This window comes from Paraglaciecola sp., assembly GCF_039964565.1.
Lineage (GTDB): Bacteria > Pseudomonadota > Gammaproteobacteria > Enterobacterales > Alteromonadaceae > Paraglaciecola.
In genome coordinates, this window is record NZ_JBDVXF010000032.1 from 264,001 (window position 1) to 282,486 (window position 18,486).

Sequence of the window (18,486 nt, forward strand, 5' to 3'; positions counted from 1 at the left end):
TGTGTTGAGTACTACTGTCTAGCAAGTCTAGCCTCGGGGTAAATATTTTCAAAGTTACTTCTAAACGGATTGATATCAAGACCTCCACGTCGCGTATATCTAGCGTACACACTTAGTTTTTGGGGCTTACAATGGGACATGATGTCACAAAATATACGTTCAACACATTGTTCATGAAATTCGTTGTGTTGTCTGAATGAGATCAGATATCGTAATAATCCTTCGTGATTTATCTGTGGACCTTGATAACGAATACACACACTTCCCCAATCAGGTTGATTGGTAATTAGGCAATTCGATTTAAGTAAATCACTACTCAGAGTTTCTGAAACAAGTTGACCTTTTGCAGTTAAGTTTGATGAATCAAGTTGATAACCGTGCACTTCAATATCTAAATCATCGATTGATACGGCATCAAAACTTTCAATTTGCATTTGTGAGAATTCAGCTGCTTTGAATAACAACACATTGACCTTTTCCCCTGCGCATTGCGATAGATCTTTGGATATCGTTTCACGAACCGAAGTAATAGAGTCAAAATGACTTTGATTAAAGCTATTCAAATAGAGTTTAAATGATTTCGATTCGATTAAGTTTGGTGATGTAGCTGGTACTTCACAGCGCAAGATGGCGACTTCTGGTTTGCCTTTAGCATTTAACCAAGATAACTCGTAACCATTCCATCTGTCGGCCCCCGAAAATGGCAAACTTGCGCCTAAATTTAGCTCATCCCTGTTGATACTTCTTGGTACTGCTTGCAGTAAATCTGGGGCGTATATTTCTCGGTATTCTGTCGCTTTTCCTAAACTTAGTCCGGCAAGCGCAGTGTGTTTATCAATTTTGTTACTCACGTCAACTCTTAATTATTGGAACAGGCTATTTCAGCCAGTCTACCCTATGACTCGGTCGCTCAAAACCTTGAGATATCATTTTTTACAATTGATGTTGATAAATGATGTTAAATTAGGTCAATAAATAGTGTGATAGATAGAGAATGTTAATGAGTAAAAAAATAATAGTGGCATTGGATGAGTTTGTGCAAAAGTATAAGGACGTAGCTAAACAAAACCCAGAGATGTTGCGCGTTGAATATGACAGCGATTGGCCCTCGGAGTGTTATAACCAATCAGGCAATACAGGGGATAAAGTTAACTGGCAGCCGATAAAACGCTCAGGGGACAGTAACTTTAGTGACTTAGAAACTGCATTAGAGATGAAGATTCACCAAGATGTTATCAGTTACTATTCGGCATACTGGAGTGATAATTTAAACGCCAAAACAGACAAGGGATACCTGCAACTATTACAACCTTGGAATCCAGATGATTTTGAACGATTACAGCAAAATTTGATTGGTCATATTTTAATGAAAAGAAGGTTGAAGCAACCAGAAACTCTCTTTGTTGCATTAACAGACGAAGATGATTTTATTCTTACTGTAAATAATAGTAGTGGTGAAGTCATGCTTGAACAAGTAGGACTGGAGCCTAAAGAGGTGGTTGCGCCTAGTTTGGCGGTTTTTATCCAATCCTTACAACCGTCATTTTCCCAAGATTAATTTTTATCTGACATATTGGCTAGTTGTTGCATTATTATCGCTATTTGAGCTTCTAGTTTTGTGACACGTTGCTGCAATGTTTGCTCGGTTTTAGTTTCGGTAAGTACTTGCTTATTTTTGGTAATAGGGCGGTTGCTTGCGCTAGATTTCCAATTTTGTAAACCTTTAATGACTTCTGGGATCGCCAGAGTGCGCTGAGACATATTTTTTATTAAGGCTACGGAAGGCGTTTTTCCTTGCTCTGATATGTCGAAACATAGGTTGACGATATATTCTATATTACTCATTTACTTGGTCAAAACCCCTAATATTATGCCTAAAACGCTAACGCTATTTTAGCTGCTTATTTATTTTATCACCATATGTTTATATAAAACATATGGTTAGCGTATTGGCCTTAAATTTGAATACTTCTTGCCAAATTGACTATTTTAGTCGCCTCTAAAACAAAAACATTAAGGAGTTCTCAATGAACAAGTTTGCAATGCTTGCAGTGTTTGGATTATCACTAGGATTAAGTGGCTGCGTTATTTCTGTAGATGGTGATGGAAAATATGGCCATCATTCTGATTGGCAAGATACCGAACAGAAAAACCGTAAGTACATTTCAAGACTACAGCTAGATGAAAGTTATGATGACGTTCTCAATAGAATGGGGATCGCAGACTTTAATGAGTTTTATACAAAAGATAAGCAAACTTACCAGGTTTTATATTACCGCACTCAACGTATAAGCGGTGACGGAGTCACTACAAAAGATGAATGCACTCCGCTAGTGTTCAAAAATGGCGAGTTAGTCGGCTGGGGGGAAACTGCCTTCAATGAAGTCAGTCATTAGTCATTGCGGCTCGCTGGTCAGTCCGGCGGGCAACCTCCAAAATATAGATCTTGAATCCGTCGAGAAGCGTGTTGCTAAAAATTAATTAGTTGATTTGCAACAAAGTATTAACAAGTTTGCATCCATAGGGTAGAGTATTCTTAAAAACAATAGGTGCGGATCATGATGGAATTGCAAGAAGAACAAATTACAGACCTAGACAAGGTAAAGGCTGTTTACTTAGCAGCTGAAGACCTAAAAATTGCCGCTTCAATATTGTACCTTGCGTATCATGATGACCCGTTATTTGTCGATATATTTCAATATGAAAAAGAAGGGTATGAGTCGCGCCTCCGTTCTGCTATTCGTGAGGAACTGAACGCGTTTTGGCAAGCAAAGCAACCAATGATCGGTTTATTTGATGATGATAGACTGGTTGCCGTAGCTTGTTTAGTTAGCCCTGATGCAGATTTAGGACCTAATAGGTTTTGGCATTGGCGCTTAAAAATGCTTTTGACCGCAGGATATTTAGGTACCAAACAAATGGTTGATAAAGAAACCAAAGTACGTGAAAGGGTGCCAGCTGATTACTTTCATATGTTATCACTAATAGGTGTACACCCTGATTTGCAACATCACGGTTTAGGCCATGTTTTAATGAGTGCGATAGAAGGGTTAATGCTTGAAGATCCTAATAGTCAGGGGATTGGTATGTATGTGACTTTACCTAAATGTTTATCTTTTTTCGAAGACGGTCAATACAGTTTGGTCGAAGAATTAGAGATAGGTAGCATTAAAGGACATTTAATGTTCAGGCCTCGAACCGCCCAATAAACTGACCTGTAAGCTTTTCCCTTTCTTGTTGTAAGAGATTTCGTACAAAGACGTAGGTGAAAACGCCAATTCATTCTTATCTTATACCTACATGTTTTTTAAGTCTTTGTTTTATAGGAATAAAATTCTTACAGTAGAAGTATTCTTTTAAATTTGTTTTATTTTCTTTTTTTACTACCTCGCAAACTTTCTCAATTACTCTATCTTTATACCCGTCACAAGGAAACACGACGAGTCAGGATGACATCAAGGAAGAGCTTGGACATCTTCAAGGTTGAAGAAATAGCACAAGGCTGTTGTATTAGAAGGATGGGAACTCAGGAAGAGTGCTTTACAAGGAAAGTAAAGCTTAAGGAATGGAAAGCAATGGATCGCTTCTCGTAACGGATACGAGATTATGGATGGGAGCTCAGGACGAGACTTTGTTTGGATGACAAAGAAAGGGAATCGGATTCACATTGAAGTGAGACTTTTAAAGGAACTGCAAGTTTAGGGAACTAGGACACACCGGGATGGTGCCCCATTTGGATTAATGGGTTGAAAGGGATAAAGGACACACTCAGGGAGAGTGGCTCATCGGGATGATTGAGATTAGAGGGAAAAGGCGTAATAAGGATATTTTCAGGATAGATTTTGCAACGGACAGCAGAGAGGGACCCTCAAAATTCTTTAAGGGCGTGGCTTGAAAATTTCTCAGGTCACGCCTTTTTCATTTGTACCGCATTGTTATTTATATCATGTGGTCCCCATATTGGTCTTATTCAACTCGATATGCAGGTGTGTCGATGTTTAGTACTTTAAGACCAACCATTTTTACATGACCTTGATAACTGTCCTCTCCATTTCCAGAAAACTCAAAGGCATAATCGCTTAGAAAATCAAGTTTGCCTCTATAACTTCCAATCCGCGTTTTTACTCTTGCTACACTAATGAGCTGTAATTGTTGTCTTTCACAGTAAGCATCCAATTGTTCTTTGAGTGCTTCTGATATCGCTCTAAAACGCCAAAACATGGCGACCAATAAAAGTATCCCAATAAGCAAAATTAAATCATATAAATTCATGGTGTATTTTGACCAAATAGTTGGCCCACGGCCCGAGTGAGTTGTGGACTCTTGTCTGGCCAGCGTAAAATGCCTAACATAGCGTCCCTTATTTTGGGTATTTGTACTAGATCCGAAAATAATCCTACAAATATATCATCTTGGCAATCAGCTAATTGCTGAATATAAGGACTGAGGATTGACGGCTCAGTTATATATTGCCAGTGTCTAGCTGCAATCAACATAAGGGTTGCACTAGATTGTCTGTTTTCAGAATTTAGTATCAAGGCAAGCATCGAAACAATGTCTGTGTTAGCTTGGCTTTGAGCTAACCCTCGAAGAACACTGTGTAACCTTTTCTCATCTTGCGGGTTTTGTTGATACCAATCGATCAACAATCGAGTGATATTATTTGGGGTGGCATGGTTTTCTAATGATGTACACAACGCATATTGCATTTCTGGTGCTAGCTTCAAAAATTGACTTATTAGTAAATTTTGATATCCACCGTGCGGTAATGAGGCAGTAAAGTCGGCAATTCCCTGCATAGAAACTGTACGCCAGTCGTTTTCATTTGGATGTGATATATATTGTTCAACTAAATGCAGGTGCTGTGATAACGGAATATCCAGTTCTACTTTAGCAATACTATTAAAGTCTGCTAGCTGTTGCTGGTTAGGAATAAATGTAAAGGGGTTGTCAGGTAATTGGTTATTGGAATTTTTTTGTTTATCTAATGTTTGCCCCAGAGCTTCGACTACAATCTGTAGAAATTGTTTTCTGGCAGCTGTAATGACCAGGCCTTGTTCATCTAGTGGTAATTTGACAAACCAAATATAGCGCTCTTCGCTCACATGTTTATTAAAAAACAAAATGCCAAACCACGTGTGTTGTTGTCTAGGGTAGGGGGCTGGTACGCTGGCATTTTCTATTTCTAAGAAGGTTTGGGAAGCTAGCGACCTGATCCCTCGGGCCATGTCGAAAACGCGATAGTCTGTACCAGCTTGTAGCAAAAATTCGCTGATAGTATTGATATGACTCATGTTATTATAAAACTTATTAAAGATTAATCGGTTAGAAAATAAATTTGTTGGTTATTTCCAAAGGTATAGACTGTTGATCATGCCACGAAGTCATATAGAAGTCGAAATTCTGCTACGTAAATTAGAGCAAAGTTTGCGTGACGCAAAGATGTGGTCATATTCTACCCCCCCAGACGAAGACTTAGAAAGTAAGTTACCTTTTTCTGTAGATATGTTGTCATTTGAACAATGGTTACAGTTTATTTTTATACCAAAAATGTCCGAATTACTTAACTCAAAAAGTATTTTGCCTGAGAATGTAAACCTTCTTCCTATGGCGGAACAAGGGCTTAGTACTTCGAAGAATCGTTCTGGAGTGATTGAAGTCATTAAACAAATTGATCTAGTTTTTTCGGACCAATAACATGTTGCTTTCAATTATTTATCAAGACGAATATATAGTTGCTATTAATAAACCGGCTGGGTTGTTGGTACATCGCAGTATGCTTGATAAACATGAAACTCAGTTTGCAGTGCAGTTATTGCGAGATCAAATTGGCCAGCACGTATTTCCGGTGCATAGGTTAGACAGGCCAACTTCTGGTGTATTGGTTTTCGCATTGTCTGCCGATATTGCTAGAAAACTAAGTGAGCAGTTTGCTTCGCAATTAATCCACAAAGTCTACTTAGCTGTTGTTCGCGGGCATATTATCGAGCAAGGGATAATTGATTACGGGCTCAAAGAAAAGCTCGATAAAATAGCAGATAAAATGGCTAAACAAGATAAGCCAGCTAAAGATGCTGTTACGCTTTTTAATCGACTCCACAAGTTTGAGTTACCCTTTGCCGTAAGTAGGTATGCTACGGCAAGATATTCGTTGGTGCAGCTTACTCCTACAACTGGGCGTAAACATCAACTTAGAAGGCATTTAGCCCATATCAATCATCCTATTGTAGGTGATACCGCTCACGGTGACGGCAAACATAATTCGTTTATGCGTCAACAATTTAATTTTAGGCAGCTGGCTTTGACCTGCAAATCTATGCGTTTAACCCATCCAGTTACACAACAGAGTCTTGTTTTAAACTGCGAATTAGATCGAAATATTTTCGATTTATTAGAAAAATGGCAAATTAGTCATCCACAATTAGACACTTTAAATAACTTGTAGTTATGTAAATCATGACTTCACTTGATTAGGATTTATAGAATGAGCAAAATTGGGATTTTTGTAGGATCGGTATATGGAAATGCACAACATGTGGCAGAGGAAGTTCATACATTATTGAATAAACACGGGTTGTTTTCAGACGTGTTTATTGATCCAACCTTAGATGATTTCAAAAACGCTTCGTCCTTGTTATTTATTAGTTCTACGACTGGTCAAGGTGATATACCGCCCAATTTAGAATTTTTTATACAAGATTTGCGTGATCAATTTCCATTGTTGGAACAGAAACCTTTTGCGGTTGCAGGATTGGGGGATAGTAGTTATGGAGAAACCTATTGCGGAGCAGGGCGTCAAATCTTCGAACTGTTGAGTGAGTTGCAAGGTAAGCCAATTACTGATCTTCTTGAAGTGGATGCCTGTGAAACCCTTGAGCCAGAAGTGGAAGTTGTTGGTTGGATAGAGAAGTTGTTGTCTGAACTGAAGTAAATGTTGCTATTTCAGATATAAAAAAAGCGCCATCGGCGCTTTTTTTTAATCAGAACAAAATTAAGCTAAAGCTTTAATTTGCGCTGCAAGACGGCTCTTATGACGAGCAGCCTTATTTTTATGTATCAAACCTTTAGTTGCCATACGGTCAAGTATAGGTGTTGCCGCAGAGAATGCAGCTTGAGCAGCTTCTTTATCACCAGAGGCGATAGCAGAAAGTACTTTTTTCAAAGATGTACGTGTCATAGAGCGACGGCTAGCGTTATGTTGGCGACGCTTTTCCGCTTGTATAGCACGTTTCTTAGCAGACTTGATGTTAGCCAAGTTGGAACTCCCAAAAAATTCTAGTCAAAATTCAAGGGTGCGGATTATGCGGATCAAGTCGCACTATGTCAATCGGTTTTGAGGAATTTATAGTCAAAAAGCTGATTCTTTTGGCATTTATTTACTTGATTCGCTCCGTAGTCTTCCTTAAAAGTTTAAAACACTTCTAATATTGCTTCGTCCACTTGAATCAATAGACTCTTAGTCTGCTCTTCGCGCATAATACACTTTTTGTTAGTTAGGAAGAACTGGGTGTCAGGAAAGTTATTTAAATCAGGTATGATAGTCAGTGCTATGACCTTTATTTCACGTATCTTGGGTCTAGTCAGAGATGCAGTGATTGCCAATTTAATGGGAGCTGGCGCAAACGCTGATGTGTTTTTCTTTGCCAACAAAATTCCTAACTTTCTAAGACGGTTATTTGCTGAGGGGGCGTTTGCACAAGCGTTCATTCCGGTTTTAGCTGACGTACACCATGAGAATAATGAACAACACCTTAAACAATTTATTGCAAAAGTCAGCGGTACCTTAGGAGTAATCGTTACTTTGGTGACTATCGTTGGGGTCATAGGTTCACCAATTTTGGCTGCGCTGTTTGGGATGGGATGGTTTGTTGAGTATTTAAATGATCAATCAGAGGGGGCGAAATTTGAGCTTGCCTCGGTGATGTTAAAAATTACGTTTCCATATTTGTTATTTGTGTCTTTAACCGGTTTGGCGGGAGCCATTCTCAATACCCTAAATAAATTTGCTGTCGCTGCCTTTACTCCTGTGCTGTTAAATGTCGCAATTATAAGTTGTGCCATTTATTTAGCACCGCAATTTGAAGAGCCTGCTTTTGCATTAGCATGGGGCGTGTTTTTAGGGGGATTGTTGCAATTATTGTTTTTGTTACCTTTTTTACATCGAGCTGGGTTGTTAGTGAAACCCAAATGGGGCTGGTCCGATCCTGATATTGTTAAAGTCCGCACCCTTATTATTCCCGCTCTTTTTGGTGTGTCTGTAGGTCAACTTAATCTGTTGTTTGATACCGTCATCGCCAGTTTCTTGGGAACGGGTGCGATTTCTTGGCTGTACTATTCTGACCGGCTATTAGAGTTTCCATTGGGGTTGTTTGGTATTGCTATTGCGACTGTTATTTTACCTACACTGTCTAGAAATCATGTTTCTAAAGATGACCAAGCGTTTAGTGACAACATTGATTGGGCAGTAAAAATGGTGTGTGTATTAGGGATCCCTGCGGCAACAGGTTTATTTATGTTGGCCGAACCCATGTTACTGACCATTTTTGGCCGTGGAGAATTTACGCCTCAGACAGCGAGATTTGCTTCATATAGTTTAATGGCATACTCCTTTGGTTTATTAAGTTTTATGTTAGTCAAAGTGTTAGCGCCAGGTTTTTACTCAAAACAAGATACAAAAACACCTGTAAAATTTGGCATCTGGTGCATGATTGCCAATATGGTGTTTAATCTGATCCTAGTTTGGCCTTTCGATTATGTTGGTTTGGCGATGGCGACTTCGCTTTCGGCATTAATGAATGCAACTTTATTATACGTCGCGTTACATAAGCGGGGTGTATACCAAGTATCAAGGCAAACAATGTTGTTACTCGTTAAGATAATCCTTGCCAGTGTGTTAATGGGGATAGCCATTCACGCAATGAGTCCTACGATCGTTAGTTGGGTTGACTTTACGTTATTAGATAAAATTTATCATCTCGCGAAAATTATTTTATCAGGGGCCGCAGTGCTAGCTGTTAGCCTACTTGCGATGGGAGTCAGAACTCGTTCATTTTTGTCTACTAAAGTCACCAACAATTAATATCGATGGGACAAAACTATTTAAATTGACTTTTCACTAGGTTACTGCTTTTAATCATTCTAGAGTCAGTTATAATCCGCGCCTTTGATTGATTTTTAGCGGGCCATTTAAGGTTTGTAAAGAGAGTAAAGTGGAACTAATACGTGGCCTACATAATATTCGTGATAAACACAGTGGCTGTGTACTAACTATTGGTAAATTTGATGGGGTGCATTTAGGTCACCAAGCCGTCTTAACTCAGGTTGTCGAAAAAGCGAAAGAATTGGGCTTGCCCTCGACGGTTATGGTGTTTGAACCACAACCTGAAGAACTATTTACACCACAACTAGCGCCAGCAAGATTGAGTCTACTTCGCGACAAATATAGACAATTACAAACCTTAGGTGTGGATCGGCTGTTGTGTGTCAAATTCGACCGACACTTTGCCAACTTCAGTGCCACTGATTTTGTTGAGGGGCTACTCGTCAATCAACTTGGTGTTAAGTATTTAGTGGTCGGTGATGATTTTCGATTTGGCAAAGGCCGAGTAGGGGATTTTGCCACTTTGGTGACCGAAGGGGAAAAATGCCACTTTGATGTGGTCAGCACCCAAAGTTTTCGATTGGCTCAATGCAGAATAAGCTCAACGGCTATTCGAGAGGCTATCAGCGATGATAATTTTACCCTAGCAGAACAGATGTTAGGAAGGCCTTTTACCATAGCTGGAAAAGTACTACACGGTGACAAAAGAGGACGAACCATAGGCTTTCCTACAGCTAACGTTTTATTAAAACGCTGTAAGGCCCCAGTAAATGGCGTATTTGCGGTAAAAGTCACAGTGGCGGATAAGGTGTATTCTGGTGTCGCAAATATTGGCCACAGGCCAACCGTAAACGGGCAGCGTTCGCAATTAGAAGTCCACCTTTTTGATTTTAGCGGTGATTTATACAGCCAATTTATCAGTGTGGCATTAGTAACCAAAATAAGAGAAGAAATGAAGTTTGATTCCTTTGAATTACTTCATAAACAAATTCAACAAGATGCACTAATAGCTAAAAAACTATTAGGGGTGTCTTAACATTGACTGTAACCATTGACCAATTTGGATATAACCAACAATGAGTGATTATAAACATACCTTAAATTTGCCTGAAACCGAGTTCCCAATGCGTGGTAATTTGGCCCAACGCGAGCCAAAAATGCTAAAGCAATGGACCGATAAAAAGCTCTATCAGCAAATTCGTGACGCCAAAAAAGGCCGCACGCCTTTTATTCTGCATGATGGCCCTCCTTACGCGAATGGTGATATTCATATTGGTCACGCAGTAAACAAAATTTTAAAAGACATTATTGTTAAAGCTAAAACCTTATCCGACTTTGACGCGCCTTACGTACCTGGCTGGGATTGTCACGGCTTGCCTATTGAATTGATGGTAGAAAAAAAGGTCGGAAAGCCTGGTAAAAAAGTCACTGCTGCTGAATTTAGACAAAAATGCCGCGACTATGCCGAGAAACAAATTGCCGGTCAAAAAGCAGACTTTATTCGCTTAGGCGTATTGGGCGAGTGGGATAAGCCATACAAGACCATGGACTTTAGCTCTGAAGCTAATATTATTCGCGAACTTGGCCTTATTGTGGGTTCTGGGCACCTTGAAAAAGGCTTTAAACCAGTGCATTGGTGTACCGATTGTGGCTCTGCGCTAGCTGAAGCAGAAGTCGAATACCAAGATAAAAATTCTCCTTCAATCGATGTGCGTTTTAAAGCGGATGATGCCGCAACTTTGGCAAAAGCCTTTTCAACTGAGGTAGAAGGTGAGGTGTCTGTTGCTATTTGGACTACCACTCCTTGGACATTGCCTGCAAACCGTGCGGTATGTGTACACCCAAAGCTTGAATATAGTTTGGTACAAGTCAGCTCCGAATCTGCTCAAGAATACTTAGTATTGGCAACAGATTTGGTCGACGATTGTATGCAACGCTTTGGTTTTGAAAACTTCAAAACCATTGGGGTATGTAAGGGCCAAGATTTAGAAAATATAAAATTACAACACGCCTTTTATGACTTTAGTGTACCTTTAATTTTAGGTGACCATGTTACTACTGAATCGGGTACTGGTTGCGTGCATACCGCTCCTGGTCACGGTGTCGACGATTTTAATGTAGGTAAAAATTACGGCTTAGAAGTGGCCAACCCTGTTGGAGCCAATGGTGTCTACTTAGAAGGGACTGAGCTTTTTGCTGGTGAGCATGTATTTAAAGCAAACGATCATGTTATAGAAGTACTAAAAGAGCATGGTGCATTGTTACATCATCATGTTTATAACCATAGTTATCCCCATTGCTGGCGTCATAAAACGCCTATTATCTTCCGTGCCACGCCTCAGTGGTTCGTAAGCATGGATAAAAATGGCCTGCGTAAGCAATCGATAGAGGAAATTCACAAAACACAGTGGATCCCAGAATGGGGTGAAAGTCGTATTGAGACAATGGTCGAGGGTCGACCAGACTGGTGTATTTCAAGGCAGCGTACATGGGGCGTACCTATTGCTTTGTTTGTGCATAAAGATACGGGTGATTTACACCCGCGTACCGACCAATTAATTGAGCAAGTAGCGCAATTAGTAGAGCAAAAAGGCATACAAGCCTGGTGGGATCTCGACCCAGAATCACTGTTAGGTGCAGATGCAGAAACCTTTGTAAAAGTTCCAGATACCTTAGATGTATGGTTCGACTCTGGTGTGACTCATTATTTTGTAGTGGATAAACGTGACGATATCCCTGCAAGCGCTGATTTATATTTAGAAGGCTCAGATCAACACCGAGGCTGGTTTATGTCGTCGTTAATGACGTCAGTGGCCACCAAAGGACATGCACCTTACAAACAAGTTTTGACCCATGGTTTTACCGTTGATGGTGAAGGCAAAAAGATGTCTAAGTCTTTGGGCAATACAATTGCACCGCAGCAAGTGACCGGTAAGTTAGGGGCCGATATTTTAAGGTTATGGGTTGCTTCTACTGACTATCGAAGTGAAATTGCGGTATCTGATGAAATTTTAAATCGTTCAGCCGACGCCTATCGCCGTATTCGCAATACTGCGCGATTCTTGTTAGCTAATTTAAATGGCTTTGACCCAAGTAGAGATCTCGTTGCCATTGACGATATGGTTGAGTTAGACAAATGGGCTGTTGGCCGCGCTTATAGTATTCAGCAAGAGATCATTCAAGCTTACGAAAATTACGACATGTTAGTTGTTAGTCAAAAGCTTATGCAGTTTTGCTCAATTGAACTAGGTAGTTTTTATTTAGATATCATAAAAGACAGACAATACACAGCAAAAGGCGATAGCCATGCACGCCGCTCTTGTCAAAGTGCTTTGTACCATATCATTGAAGCGTTAGTGCGTTGGATGGCGCCAATTACCAGCTTTACGGCTCAGGAATTATGGCAAGAAATGCCATGGCAGCAAGATGAGTTTGTTTTCACTGGCAAATGGTATTCTGGATTGCAAGAAGTCAGTTTGTCAGGCGATTTTGACAACGCGTTTTGGCTGCAGGTCCTAACAGTTAAGAATGAAGTCAACCGTTGTATCGAAGTAACCCGTAAAGAAGGCAAGATCAAAGGTTCACTGCAAGCTGAAGTAACCCTATACGTCAACAGTGAATTGCAAAACCAGTTAAGTAAACTAGAAGACGAACTGCGATTTGTATTGATAACCTCGGCAGCGAAAGTCGTTGAAACTGCTGCGGCTCCAGAAGAGGCAATGGGGACTGACGTTGACGGTTTGGCAGTAACCGTGAATGTATCTAGCGCACAAAAGTGCAGCCGTTGTTGGCATCATAGAAAAGATGTAGGTAATCATGCAGATCACCCAGAACTATGTGATCGATGTGTAGAAAATGTCGAAGGTGAAGGTGAGAAGCGCGCTTATGCGTAATGTTTTTACGCAAACTGGTTGGCGTTTTTTATGGTTGTCGGTATTGGTTTTGATACTTGATCAATACACTAAAAACTTGGTTTTAGAAAACATTGAGTTGTATCAGGCGATTCAAGTGTTACCGTTTTTTAATTTGACCCATGTGTATAACTACGGTGCCGCCTTCAGTTTTTTACATGATGCTGGTGGTTGGCAACGTTGGTTTTTTACGATTATAGCCTTCGCGGTTAGTGCGTTAGTGTTGTGGTGGTTAAAACAAACCACCAAACAGCAAATAATTTTACCCGTGGCTTTTAGTCTTATCATAGGTGGCGCAATTGGCAATGCTATTGATCGATTAATGTATGGTTACGTAATAGATTTTTTAGTGTTGTATTATCAAGATTGGTATTGGCCCGCATTTAACGTGGCTGACAGTGCTATTTGTATAGGTGCCGTTTTGTTGATAGTGGATATGTTTAAAAATAAAGAGGAAAAGCATGCCTGAGTTGCAGCAAAACTTGATAAAACAAGGTAGTGAAGTGGTATTGCACTTCGACCTTAAATTGGCCGATGGGTCTGCCGCTGATAGTACCAGAGTCAATGATAAACCCGCTAAGTTAGTGATAGGTGACGGTAGCCTAACGCTTAATTTTGAAGATTGTTTATTAGGTCTACAAGCCGGTGATAAGAAGTCATTTACCTTAGAGGCTAATGATGCTTTTGGCATGCCTAATCCAGATAACCTACACCATCTAGAGCGCAGTAAATTTAGTAAAGATACACCAGCCGAAGAAGGCATGATTATCGCGTTTACTCAACCGGACGGCACCGAATTGCCAGGCATAGTGCGAGAGGTTACAGGGGATTCAGTTACTGTAGATTTTAATCATCCTTTAGCTGGTCAGGTGATTACCTTTGACGTAGAAATACTGTCAGTTAACTAGAGAAGGTAGGAAGGAATAACTATGCAGATTCATCTTGCTAATCCACGAGGTTTTTGCGCCGGTGTTGACCGAGCGATCATTATTGTTGAGCGTGCTTTGGAAATGTTTCCTGCACCTATTTTTGTGCGCCATGAAGTGGTTCATAATAAATTTGTGGTCGACGGTCTCAAAGAGCGTGGTGCGGTTTTTGTCGATGAATTGTCAGAAGTACCTGATGACAGTATTGTTATTTTTTCTGCTCATGGTGTATCACAAGCAGTACGCACTGAAGCAGACTCTCGAGGTTTAAAGGTGTTCGACGCCACTTGTCCATTAGTGACCAAAGTACATATGGAAGTGATGCGTGCCAGCAAGAAAGGTACAGAGTGTATTTTGATTGGCCACCATGGGCACCCTGAAGTCGAGGGTACAATGGGGCAATATGATAACGCTAAGGGCGGAATTTACTTGGTGGAGTCGGTTGAAGATGTCGCCAAACTATCGGTTAAAGATCCGTCTCAACTTTACTATTGTAGTCAAACTACTTTGTCAGTAGATGATACGGCCGAAGTGATTGATGCTTTGAGGTTGCAGTTTCCCGCCATCGAAGGTCCGCGCAAAGATGATATTTGTTATGCCACTCAAAATCGCCAAGATTCTGTGAGGGAATTATCTGCCGATTGTGACTTATTGTTAGTGGTAGGCGCACAGAATAGTTCAAACTCTAATCGGCTTAGAGAATTAGCTGAAAAAATTGGAGCAACGGCTTATCTAATTGCTGATGCGAATTGTATACAACAGTCTTGGCTCGATAATGTAAAAAATATTGGTGTGACCGCTGGAGCATCTGCACCTGAGATATTAGTGCAAGGGGTGGTTAATCGATTAAGAGAGTGGGGTGCCAGTGCCGCAATAGAAAGAGTGGGGCGTGAAGAAAATATTGAATTTGCAGTACCTAAGGAATTAAGGGTTAAGAACCTTTCTTAACGTTTTGTTAGATAACCGTTTATTTGGAACTGCAAACTAGATTATTCATAAAAAACAATCGGCCGGTGTTTTGTTTAAAGACTGATCGATTTGCATTGATAAGCATTTTTCATCCGCTAGCTGACTACCTTTGGCATTGGCGCTAATTCTATAAGTTGTCGCTGAAACACCACTTACCACAAAAGTATAATATTCACTTTCTGGAAGGCTAAGCTGCCCTGTTTTTGCATAACTAATATTTTCTAGTCGAAAAGACTCTTGTTGTATTTTAAGTCGCAGTAATTGCGTAATACCATCGCCTCTCCTAGACGCCAATATTTGCTGTTGAAAAGAAGGAAAAATAACAGACGCCAACACCCCTATAATTATCACTACCACCATCAGTTCAATCAACGTAACACCGAATTGTGTTCGAAAATCTAAGTGAATATGTGAGGCAATATTCTGTTTGTACGAAAGCATAATCATTCCCTTTTTATGCGTTTTTAATAATCTGAACTATATTTACTTTAAAGGATTTGATTATAGGCCAAATTTAATTTGGCGCTAAGTAAGGAGGCTAAAATGCACAACCTTTCTGGTCTTACACTCTTAGAATTACTCATTACCATCTCTATTTTAGTGCTTGTGGTGTCACTCGGTGCCCCAGCAATTAACTCAATACAAAAAAATATGCAGTTAAAAGCAGCAGCTGAAACCAGTTATTTCGCCTTTCAACAGGCCAGAGTCGCAGCGATTACTCAAAGTATTGATGTGACAGTTGCAATTCGTGCCAATGCTAAGTGGTGTGCGGCATTGAGCGATAGCGGACTATGTGACTGTTCTGTTTCTAACGACTGCACCCTAAATGGTGTAGAACAAAAAGTAGATTATTCAGATTATCCATTTGTCAGTATCGACAAGGTTACATTTGGCGATGACAACATAGCGGTATTTGATTCCAATAGGGGCATGGCAATTGGACATGCAGGATCTGTAGTATTTGGCGATGGTGATAAACAACTTAAACTGATTTTAAGCAATATGGGGCGAGTTAGAATTTGTGCGGTAGCAAGCAGGCTTGGAGGGTATGAGGCGTGTTAGTTCTAAGGTTAAAGCAAGTGGGTAATAGTTTAGTCGAATTAATGATTGCGATGACTTTAGGACTAGCGTCCATTACAGCAATGGCATCCTTAGTTGGCCATGGTATTGGGCTAAACTCGAGTCTACTCGCAAAATCAAGATTAGACGAGGAGGTTAGTGCCGTTGTTGCCGTGTTAAGTCATGATCTTAAACGAGCAGGCTACTATGCTCACACCGATCAGTTCGTTAAACATCCTACAACAGTTTCAAACCCTTTTGATAAAAGTGTAAAGGTTGCAGCCTATCCATCTGAGGCTGCCAATAGCTGTATTAACTTCGCCTACGACCGCAATCAAAATGGAGTCTTAGATACTTCTTCATCAAATGAAAATTATGGTTATCGTCTAAAAGATAAAGCGATAGAAATTCGTCTGGATGGCGCCGCATGTGACGAGTCTGGTTGGCATGACTTAACTGATCCAAAGGTTGTTCAGGTAATGATGTTTGCGCTATCAATCGAAAAAATCACTGTGCAACAAATTATTCAAACTCGGGTCCAAATTGATTTGCAAGCGCGTTTGAAAAAACATCCTGAAATATTGCGTCGAATCACAACTCACATTTTAATTGAAAATTATGAATAATTGGCGAGGTAAATATTCCGAAAATCTTCTTAACCAAGAGGGAGCTGCAATATTACTGACAGTGGTTTTATTGTTAATTATGGTGACGCTGGTCACGCTATACACCGGTAAAATTCAATCATTCGAACATCAAATATTGCTCAATACACAAAATCAAGTAAGGGCTCAGGCAACTGCTAAAGCCGCTCTGAATCAAGGGATGGCAAAACTTAATGTAGACAAAGCTTGGTTGGGTGCGCAACTTTCAGGAAGTTTAGATGATAACAGTTCTTTTACCGTTTCAGCCATTAGTGAAGACTTACCTGGTAATCGCAAACTTGTTACTTTGACCGCGAATGGCGAGTCAGCTGACGGTTTAGCTAAGGCTAAAATCATAGAACAATCTCTGGTTTACCCGATACTATTTAATCCACCCCCAGCGCCACTTATGGTGCAACATGGCTTTAGTCATGATAGTGAGTTTGAAATCGTCTTAAATCCAGATGGTTTAGGTGTTTCTGCTCCATTTTCAATATGGTCTGATTCCGCAATTGTATTCTCAGGTACTAACCATCATAGCTGTATGTTGAGTGCTTTTAATGAAGGAAATTGTGAAACCAACAGTTACTCAAATCCCAGTAATAAGCTGGCAGATATACAAGATGCGTCTACTTCATTTCCGGTAGATGTTTTAAGCTATTTGTTTAATATTTCATCCGTAGAGTGGATGTTGCTACAACAACAAGCTGACTTTGTCTTCAATGACTGCGACAGTTTAGATATAGGAAGTTGGGGCTTTGTATGGATTGACGGCGATTGCGAAGTGAGCGGCAGTACTCAAGTAGGAAGTGATTCGCAGCCCATTATATTAGTTGTGTTTGACGGTGACATTGAATTTCATTCTGATGTGCTTATGTACGGACTTTTAATTGCTTACAGACCTTTAGGCTCAGTGAAAAATCTTGATATAAATATGCAAAGCGGCAGTGCGGTATTGGGGGCAATTGTCGCAAATTATGAGTTAGGTACTAAAAGTGACTTAACTCGGGTGGTGTTTAATGCAGATGTCATGCACCACTTGCAGCATAACCAAAAACTACAACGAGTGGCTCGAGTGCCTGGCAGTTGGCGCGATTTTTAAACGAGAATATTATGTTTAGTGAAAAAGGATTTTCTTTAGTTGAAGTAACAGTCGCATCCCTGATTATTATGTTAGGCGTGACCGGTTATGTCACGTTACAAAGTGAATATGTAGTGACAAATAACAAACTTAATTTGCGCGCTGTGGCGTTAAATCTTGCTCAACAAAAACTAGCAGATCTAGGTTATTTTCAGCATCTAAGTCATGTCGAAGGTGCCTCATCGTTCCAGAATATTGCCGATAACATGGGAGGGAGTATCCCCTCTGGAGAGAGAAGTTTTGCGATGACTAGCGAAGAGAACCAGCAAACATATACTACACAATGGGAAGTCGATGATTTGTATTACGTCGACACCAATTTTGATGATGTTGCTGATAGTTGGGTGAAACTAGGCTCCCCATTTTTTCCAGTAAACTTACCTCGAAATGCTGATCTTAAGAATGTTCAGGTTACGGTTTCTTGGTTTGATACTAATGGCGATCCCAAAACAATCAATATATTTGGCAGTATTGCACCAATTAGTCTGGCCCAAAGCTTTCAAGCCAAGTACCGTTTAACAAGTGCTCTTGCCGTTCCATAGATATCTGAAATCAAATATTTACAATAGATAAACTGCGCTGTTAGCAATTGAACTAATACCAATCCATCCTAACAATTGATCGCTCAGCGAGATTTAAAATCACCTAATCAAGGCGCTCGAATGAAGCAATAGTTATTCTATTGTAAGTTCGAGCAACGCAGAGTAGGTGCTTTTAAACCTCGCCCAAAGGGAGA

General features: G+C 40.2%; 22 protein-coding genes. 16 read left to right on the plus strand and 6 right to left on the minus strand.

From position 1 onward, the window contains the following. Positions 1-11: 11 nt before the first annotated feature. A complete protein-coding gene (gene queF, locus ABJK37_RS15935; RefSeq protein WP_348356041.1) occupies positions 12-851 on the minus strand; it encodes an NADPH-dependent 7-cyano-7-deazaguanine reductase QueF in 840 nt (279 codons plus the stop codon). Positions 852-1,000: 149 nt separating this feature from the next. Between queF and syd the strand changes: the two genes are divergently transcribed. Further along, positions 1,001-1,558, plus strand: a complete 558-nt coding sequence (gene syd, locus ABJK37_RS15940) for a SecY-interacting protein (RefSeq protein ID WP_348356044.1) — start codon at positions 1,001-1,003, stop codon at positions 1,556-1,558. Here the strand turns inward: syd and ABJK37_RS15945 are convergent. Then, a complete protein-coding gene (locus ABJK37_RS15945; protein WP_348356047.1) occupies positions 1,555-1,845 on the minus strand; it encodes a hypothetical protein in 291 nt (96 codons plus the stop codon). The two genes, syd and ABJK37_RS15945, sit on opposite strands and share 4 nt — an antisense overlap. Before the next feature lie 182 nt (positions 1,846-2,027). Between ABJK37_RS15945 and ABJK37_RS15950 the strand changes: the two genes are divergently transcribed. Continuing rightward, positions 2,028-2,396, plus strand: coding sequence for a DUF3192 domain-containing protein (locus tag ABJK37_RS15950; RefSeq protein WP_348356049.1), 369 nt, complete (start codon positions 2,028-2,030; stop codon positions 2,394-2,396). 165 nt (positions 2,397-2,561) lie between these two features. Beyond that, a complete protein-coding gene (locus tag ABJK37_RS15955; protein ID WP_348356111.1) occupies positions 2,562-3,209 on the plus strand; it encodes a GNAT family N-acetyltransferase in 648 nt (215 codons plus the stop codon). Positions 3,210-3,966: 757 nt separating this feature from the next. Here the strand turns inward: ABJK37_RS15955 and ABJK37_RS15960 are convergent. Both ABJK37_RS15960 and ABJK37_RS15965 read right to left on the minus strand, forming a co-directional pair. After that, the gene (locus tag ABJK37_RS15960; RefSeq protein ID WP_215929449.1) at positions 3,967-4,272 is read right to left on the minus strand and encodes a DUF3301 domain-containing protein; all 306 of its coding nucleotides are present in this window, start codon (positions 4,270-4,272) and stop codon (positions 3,967-3,969) included. Then, on the minus strand, positions 4,269-5,294 hold the full coding sequence (locus ABJK37_RS15965; protein ID WP_348356053.1) for a DUF3549 family protein: 1,026 nt from the start codon (positions 5,292-5,294) through the stop codon (positions 4,269-4,271). The genes ABJK37_RS15960 and ABJK37_RS15965 overlap by 4 nt, the downstream gene beginning before the upstream one ends. 79 nt (positions 5,295-5,373) lie before the next feature. Between ABJK37_RS15965 and ABJK37_RS15970 the strand changes: the two genes are divergently transcribed. The 3 genes from ABJK37_RS15970 to ABJK37_RS15980 are packed head-to-tail and all read left to right on the plus strand — an operon-like array spanning position 5,374 to position 6,931. Continuing rightward, the gene (locus tag ABJK37_RS15970) at positions 5,374-5,697 is read left to right on the plus strand and encodes a YqcC family protein (RefSeq protein ID WP_348356056.1); all 324 of its coding nucleotides are present in this window, start codon (positions 5,374-5,376) and stop codon (positions 5,695-5,697) included. Between the two features lies 1 nt (position 5,698). Further along, entirely contained in the window at positions 5,699-6,445 is a 747-nt protein-coding gene (gene truC / locus ABJK37_RS15975; RefSeq protein WP_348356059.1) for a tRNA pseudouridine(65) synthase TruC, read from the plus strand. A gap of 39 nt (positions 6,446-6,484) precedes the next feature. Beyond that, the gene (locus ABJK37_RS15980) at positions 6,485-6,931 is read left to right on the plus strand and encodes a flavodoxin domain-containing protein (RefSeq protein WP_348356061.1); all 447 of its coding nucleotides are present in this window, start codon (positions 6,485-6,487) and stop codon (positions 6,929-6,931) included. A gap of 60 nt (positions 6,932-6,991) precedes the next feature. Here ABJK37_RS15980 and rpsT read toward each other — a convergent pair whose 3' ends face one another. Further along, entirely contained in the window at positions 6,992-7,255 is a 264-nt protein-coding gene (gene rpsT, locus ABJK37_RS15985) for a 30S ribosomal protein S20 (protein ID WP_215929454.1), read from the minus strand. A gap of 252 nt (positions 7,256-7,507) precedes the next feature. Between rpsT and murJ the strand changes: the two genes are divergently transcribed. From murJ to ispH, 6 genes are all read left to right on the plus strand, one after another. Beyond that, positions 7,508-9,079: a murein biosynthesis integral membrane protein MurJ gene (gene murJ / locus ABJK37_RS15990; protein ID WP_348356063.1), complete on the plus strand. Its 1,572-nt coding sequence runs from the start codon at positions 7,508-7,510 to the stop codon at positions 9,077-9,079. 130 nt (positions 9,080-9,209) lie between these two features. After that, positions 9,210-10,136: a bifunctional riboflavin kinase/FAD synthetase gene (ribF, locus tag ABJK37_RS15995; protein ID WP_348356065.1), complete on the plus strand. Its 927-nt coding sequence runs from the start codon at positions 9,210-9,212 to the stop codon at positions 10,134-10,136. Between the two features lie 40 nt (positions 10,137-10,176). Then, complete coding sequence (gene ileS, locus ABJK37_RS16000; RefSeq protein ID WP_348356066.1) at positions 10,177-12,993, plus strand: isoleucine--tRNA ligase; 2,817 nt, start codon at positions 10,177-10,179, stop codon at positions 12,991-12,993. Beyond that, the gene (gene lspA, locus ABJK37_RS16005; RefSeq protein WP_348356068.1) at positions 12,986-13,480 is read left to right on the plus strand and encodes a signal peptidase II; all 495 of its coding nucleotides are present in this window, start codon (positions 12,986-12,988) and stop codon (positions 13,478-13,480) included. The genes ileS and lspA overlap by 8 nt, the downstream gene beginning before the upstream one ends. After that, positions 13,473-13,919, plus strand: a complete 447-nt coding sequence (fkpB, locus tag ABJK37_RS16010; RefSeq protein WP_215929459.1) for an FKBP-type peptidyl-prolyl cis-trans isomerase — start codon at positions 13,473-13,475, stop codon at positions 13,917-13,919. The genes lspA and fkpB overlap by 8 nt, the downstream gene beginning before the upstream one ends. A 21-nt stretch (positions 13,920-13,940) precedes the next feature. Further along, positions 13,941-14,885: a 4-hydroxy-3-methylbut-2-enyl diphosphate reductase gene (gene ispH, locus ABJK37_RS16015; protein WP_348356071.1), complete on the plus strand. Its 945-nt coding sequence runs from the start codon at positions 13,941-13,943 to the stop codon at positions 14,883-14,885. 45 nt (positions 14,886-14,930) lie between these two features. On the opposite strand, the gene ABJK37_RS16020 is transcribed toward ispH, so the two are convergent. Further along, entirely contained in the window at positions 14,931-15,347 is a 417-nt protein-coding gene (locus ABJK37_RS16020; RefSeq protein ID WP_348356073.1) for a type IV pilin protein, read from the minus strand. Between the two features lie 102 nt (positions 15,348-15,449). Here ABJK37_RS16020 and ABJK37_RS16025 point away from each other — a divergent pair, with 102 nt between their 5' ends. The 4 genes from ABJK37_RS16025 to ABJK37_RS16040 are packed head-to-tail and all read left to right on the plus strand — an operon-like array spanning position 15,450 to position 18,292. Beyond that, complete coding sequence (locus tag ABJK37_RS16025) at positions 15,450-15,968, plus strand: GspH/FimT family pseudopilin (RefSeq protein ID WP_348356075.1); 519 nt, start codon at positions 15,450-15,452, stop codon at positions 15,966-15,968. Between the two features lie 17 nt (positions 15,969-15,985). After that, entirely contained in the window at positions 15,986-16,591 is a 606-nt protein-coding gene (locus tag ABJK37_RS16030) for a prepilin peptidase dependent protein B (RefSeq protein WP_348356077.1), read from the plus strand. Continuing rightward, positions 16,584-17,711, plus strand: coding sequence for a hypothetical protein (locus tag ABJK37_RS16035; protein WP_348356079.1), 1,128 nt, complete (start codon positions 16,584-16,586; stop codon positions 17,709-17,711). Before ABJK37_RS16030 ends, ABJK37_RS16035 begins: the two co-directional genes overlap by 8 nt. An 11-nt stretch (positions 17,712-17,722) precedes the next feature. Beyond that, positions 17,723-18,292 (plus strand): hypothetical protein, encoded by a 570-nt coding sequence (locus ABJK37_RS16040; RefSeq protein WP_348356081.1) that lies wholly within the window; start codon positions 17,723-17,725, stop codon positions 18,290-18,292. Positions 18,293-18,486: the final 194 nt, after the last annotated feature.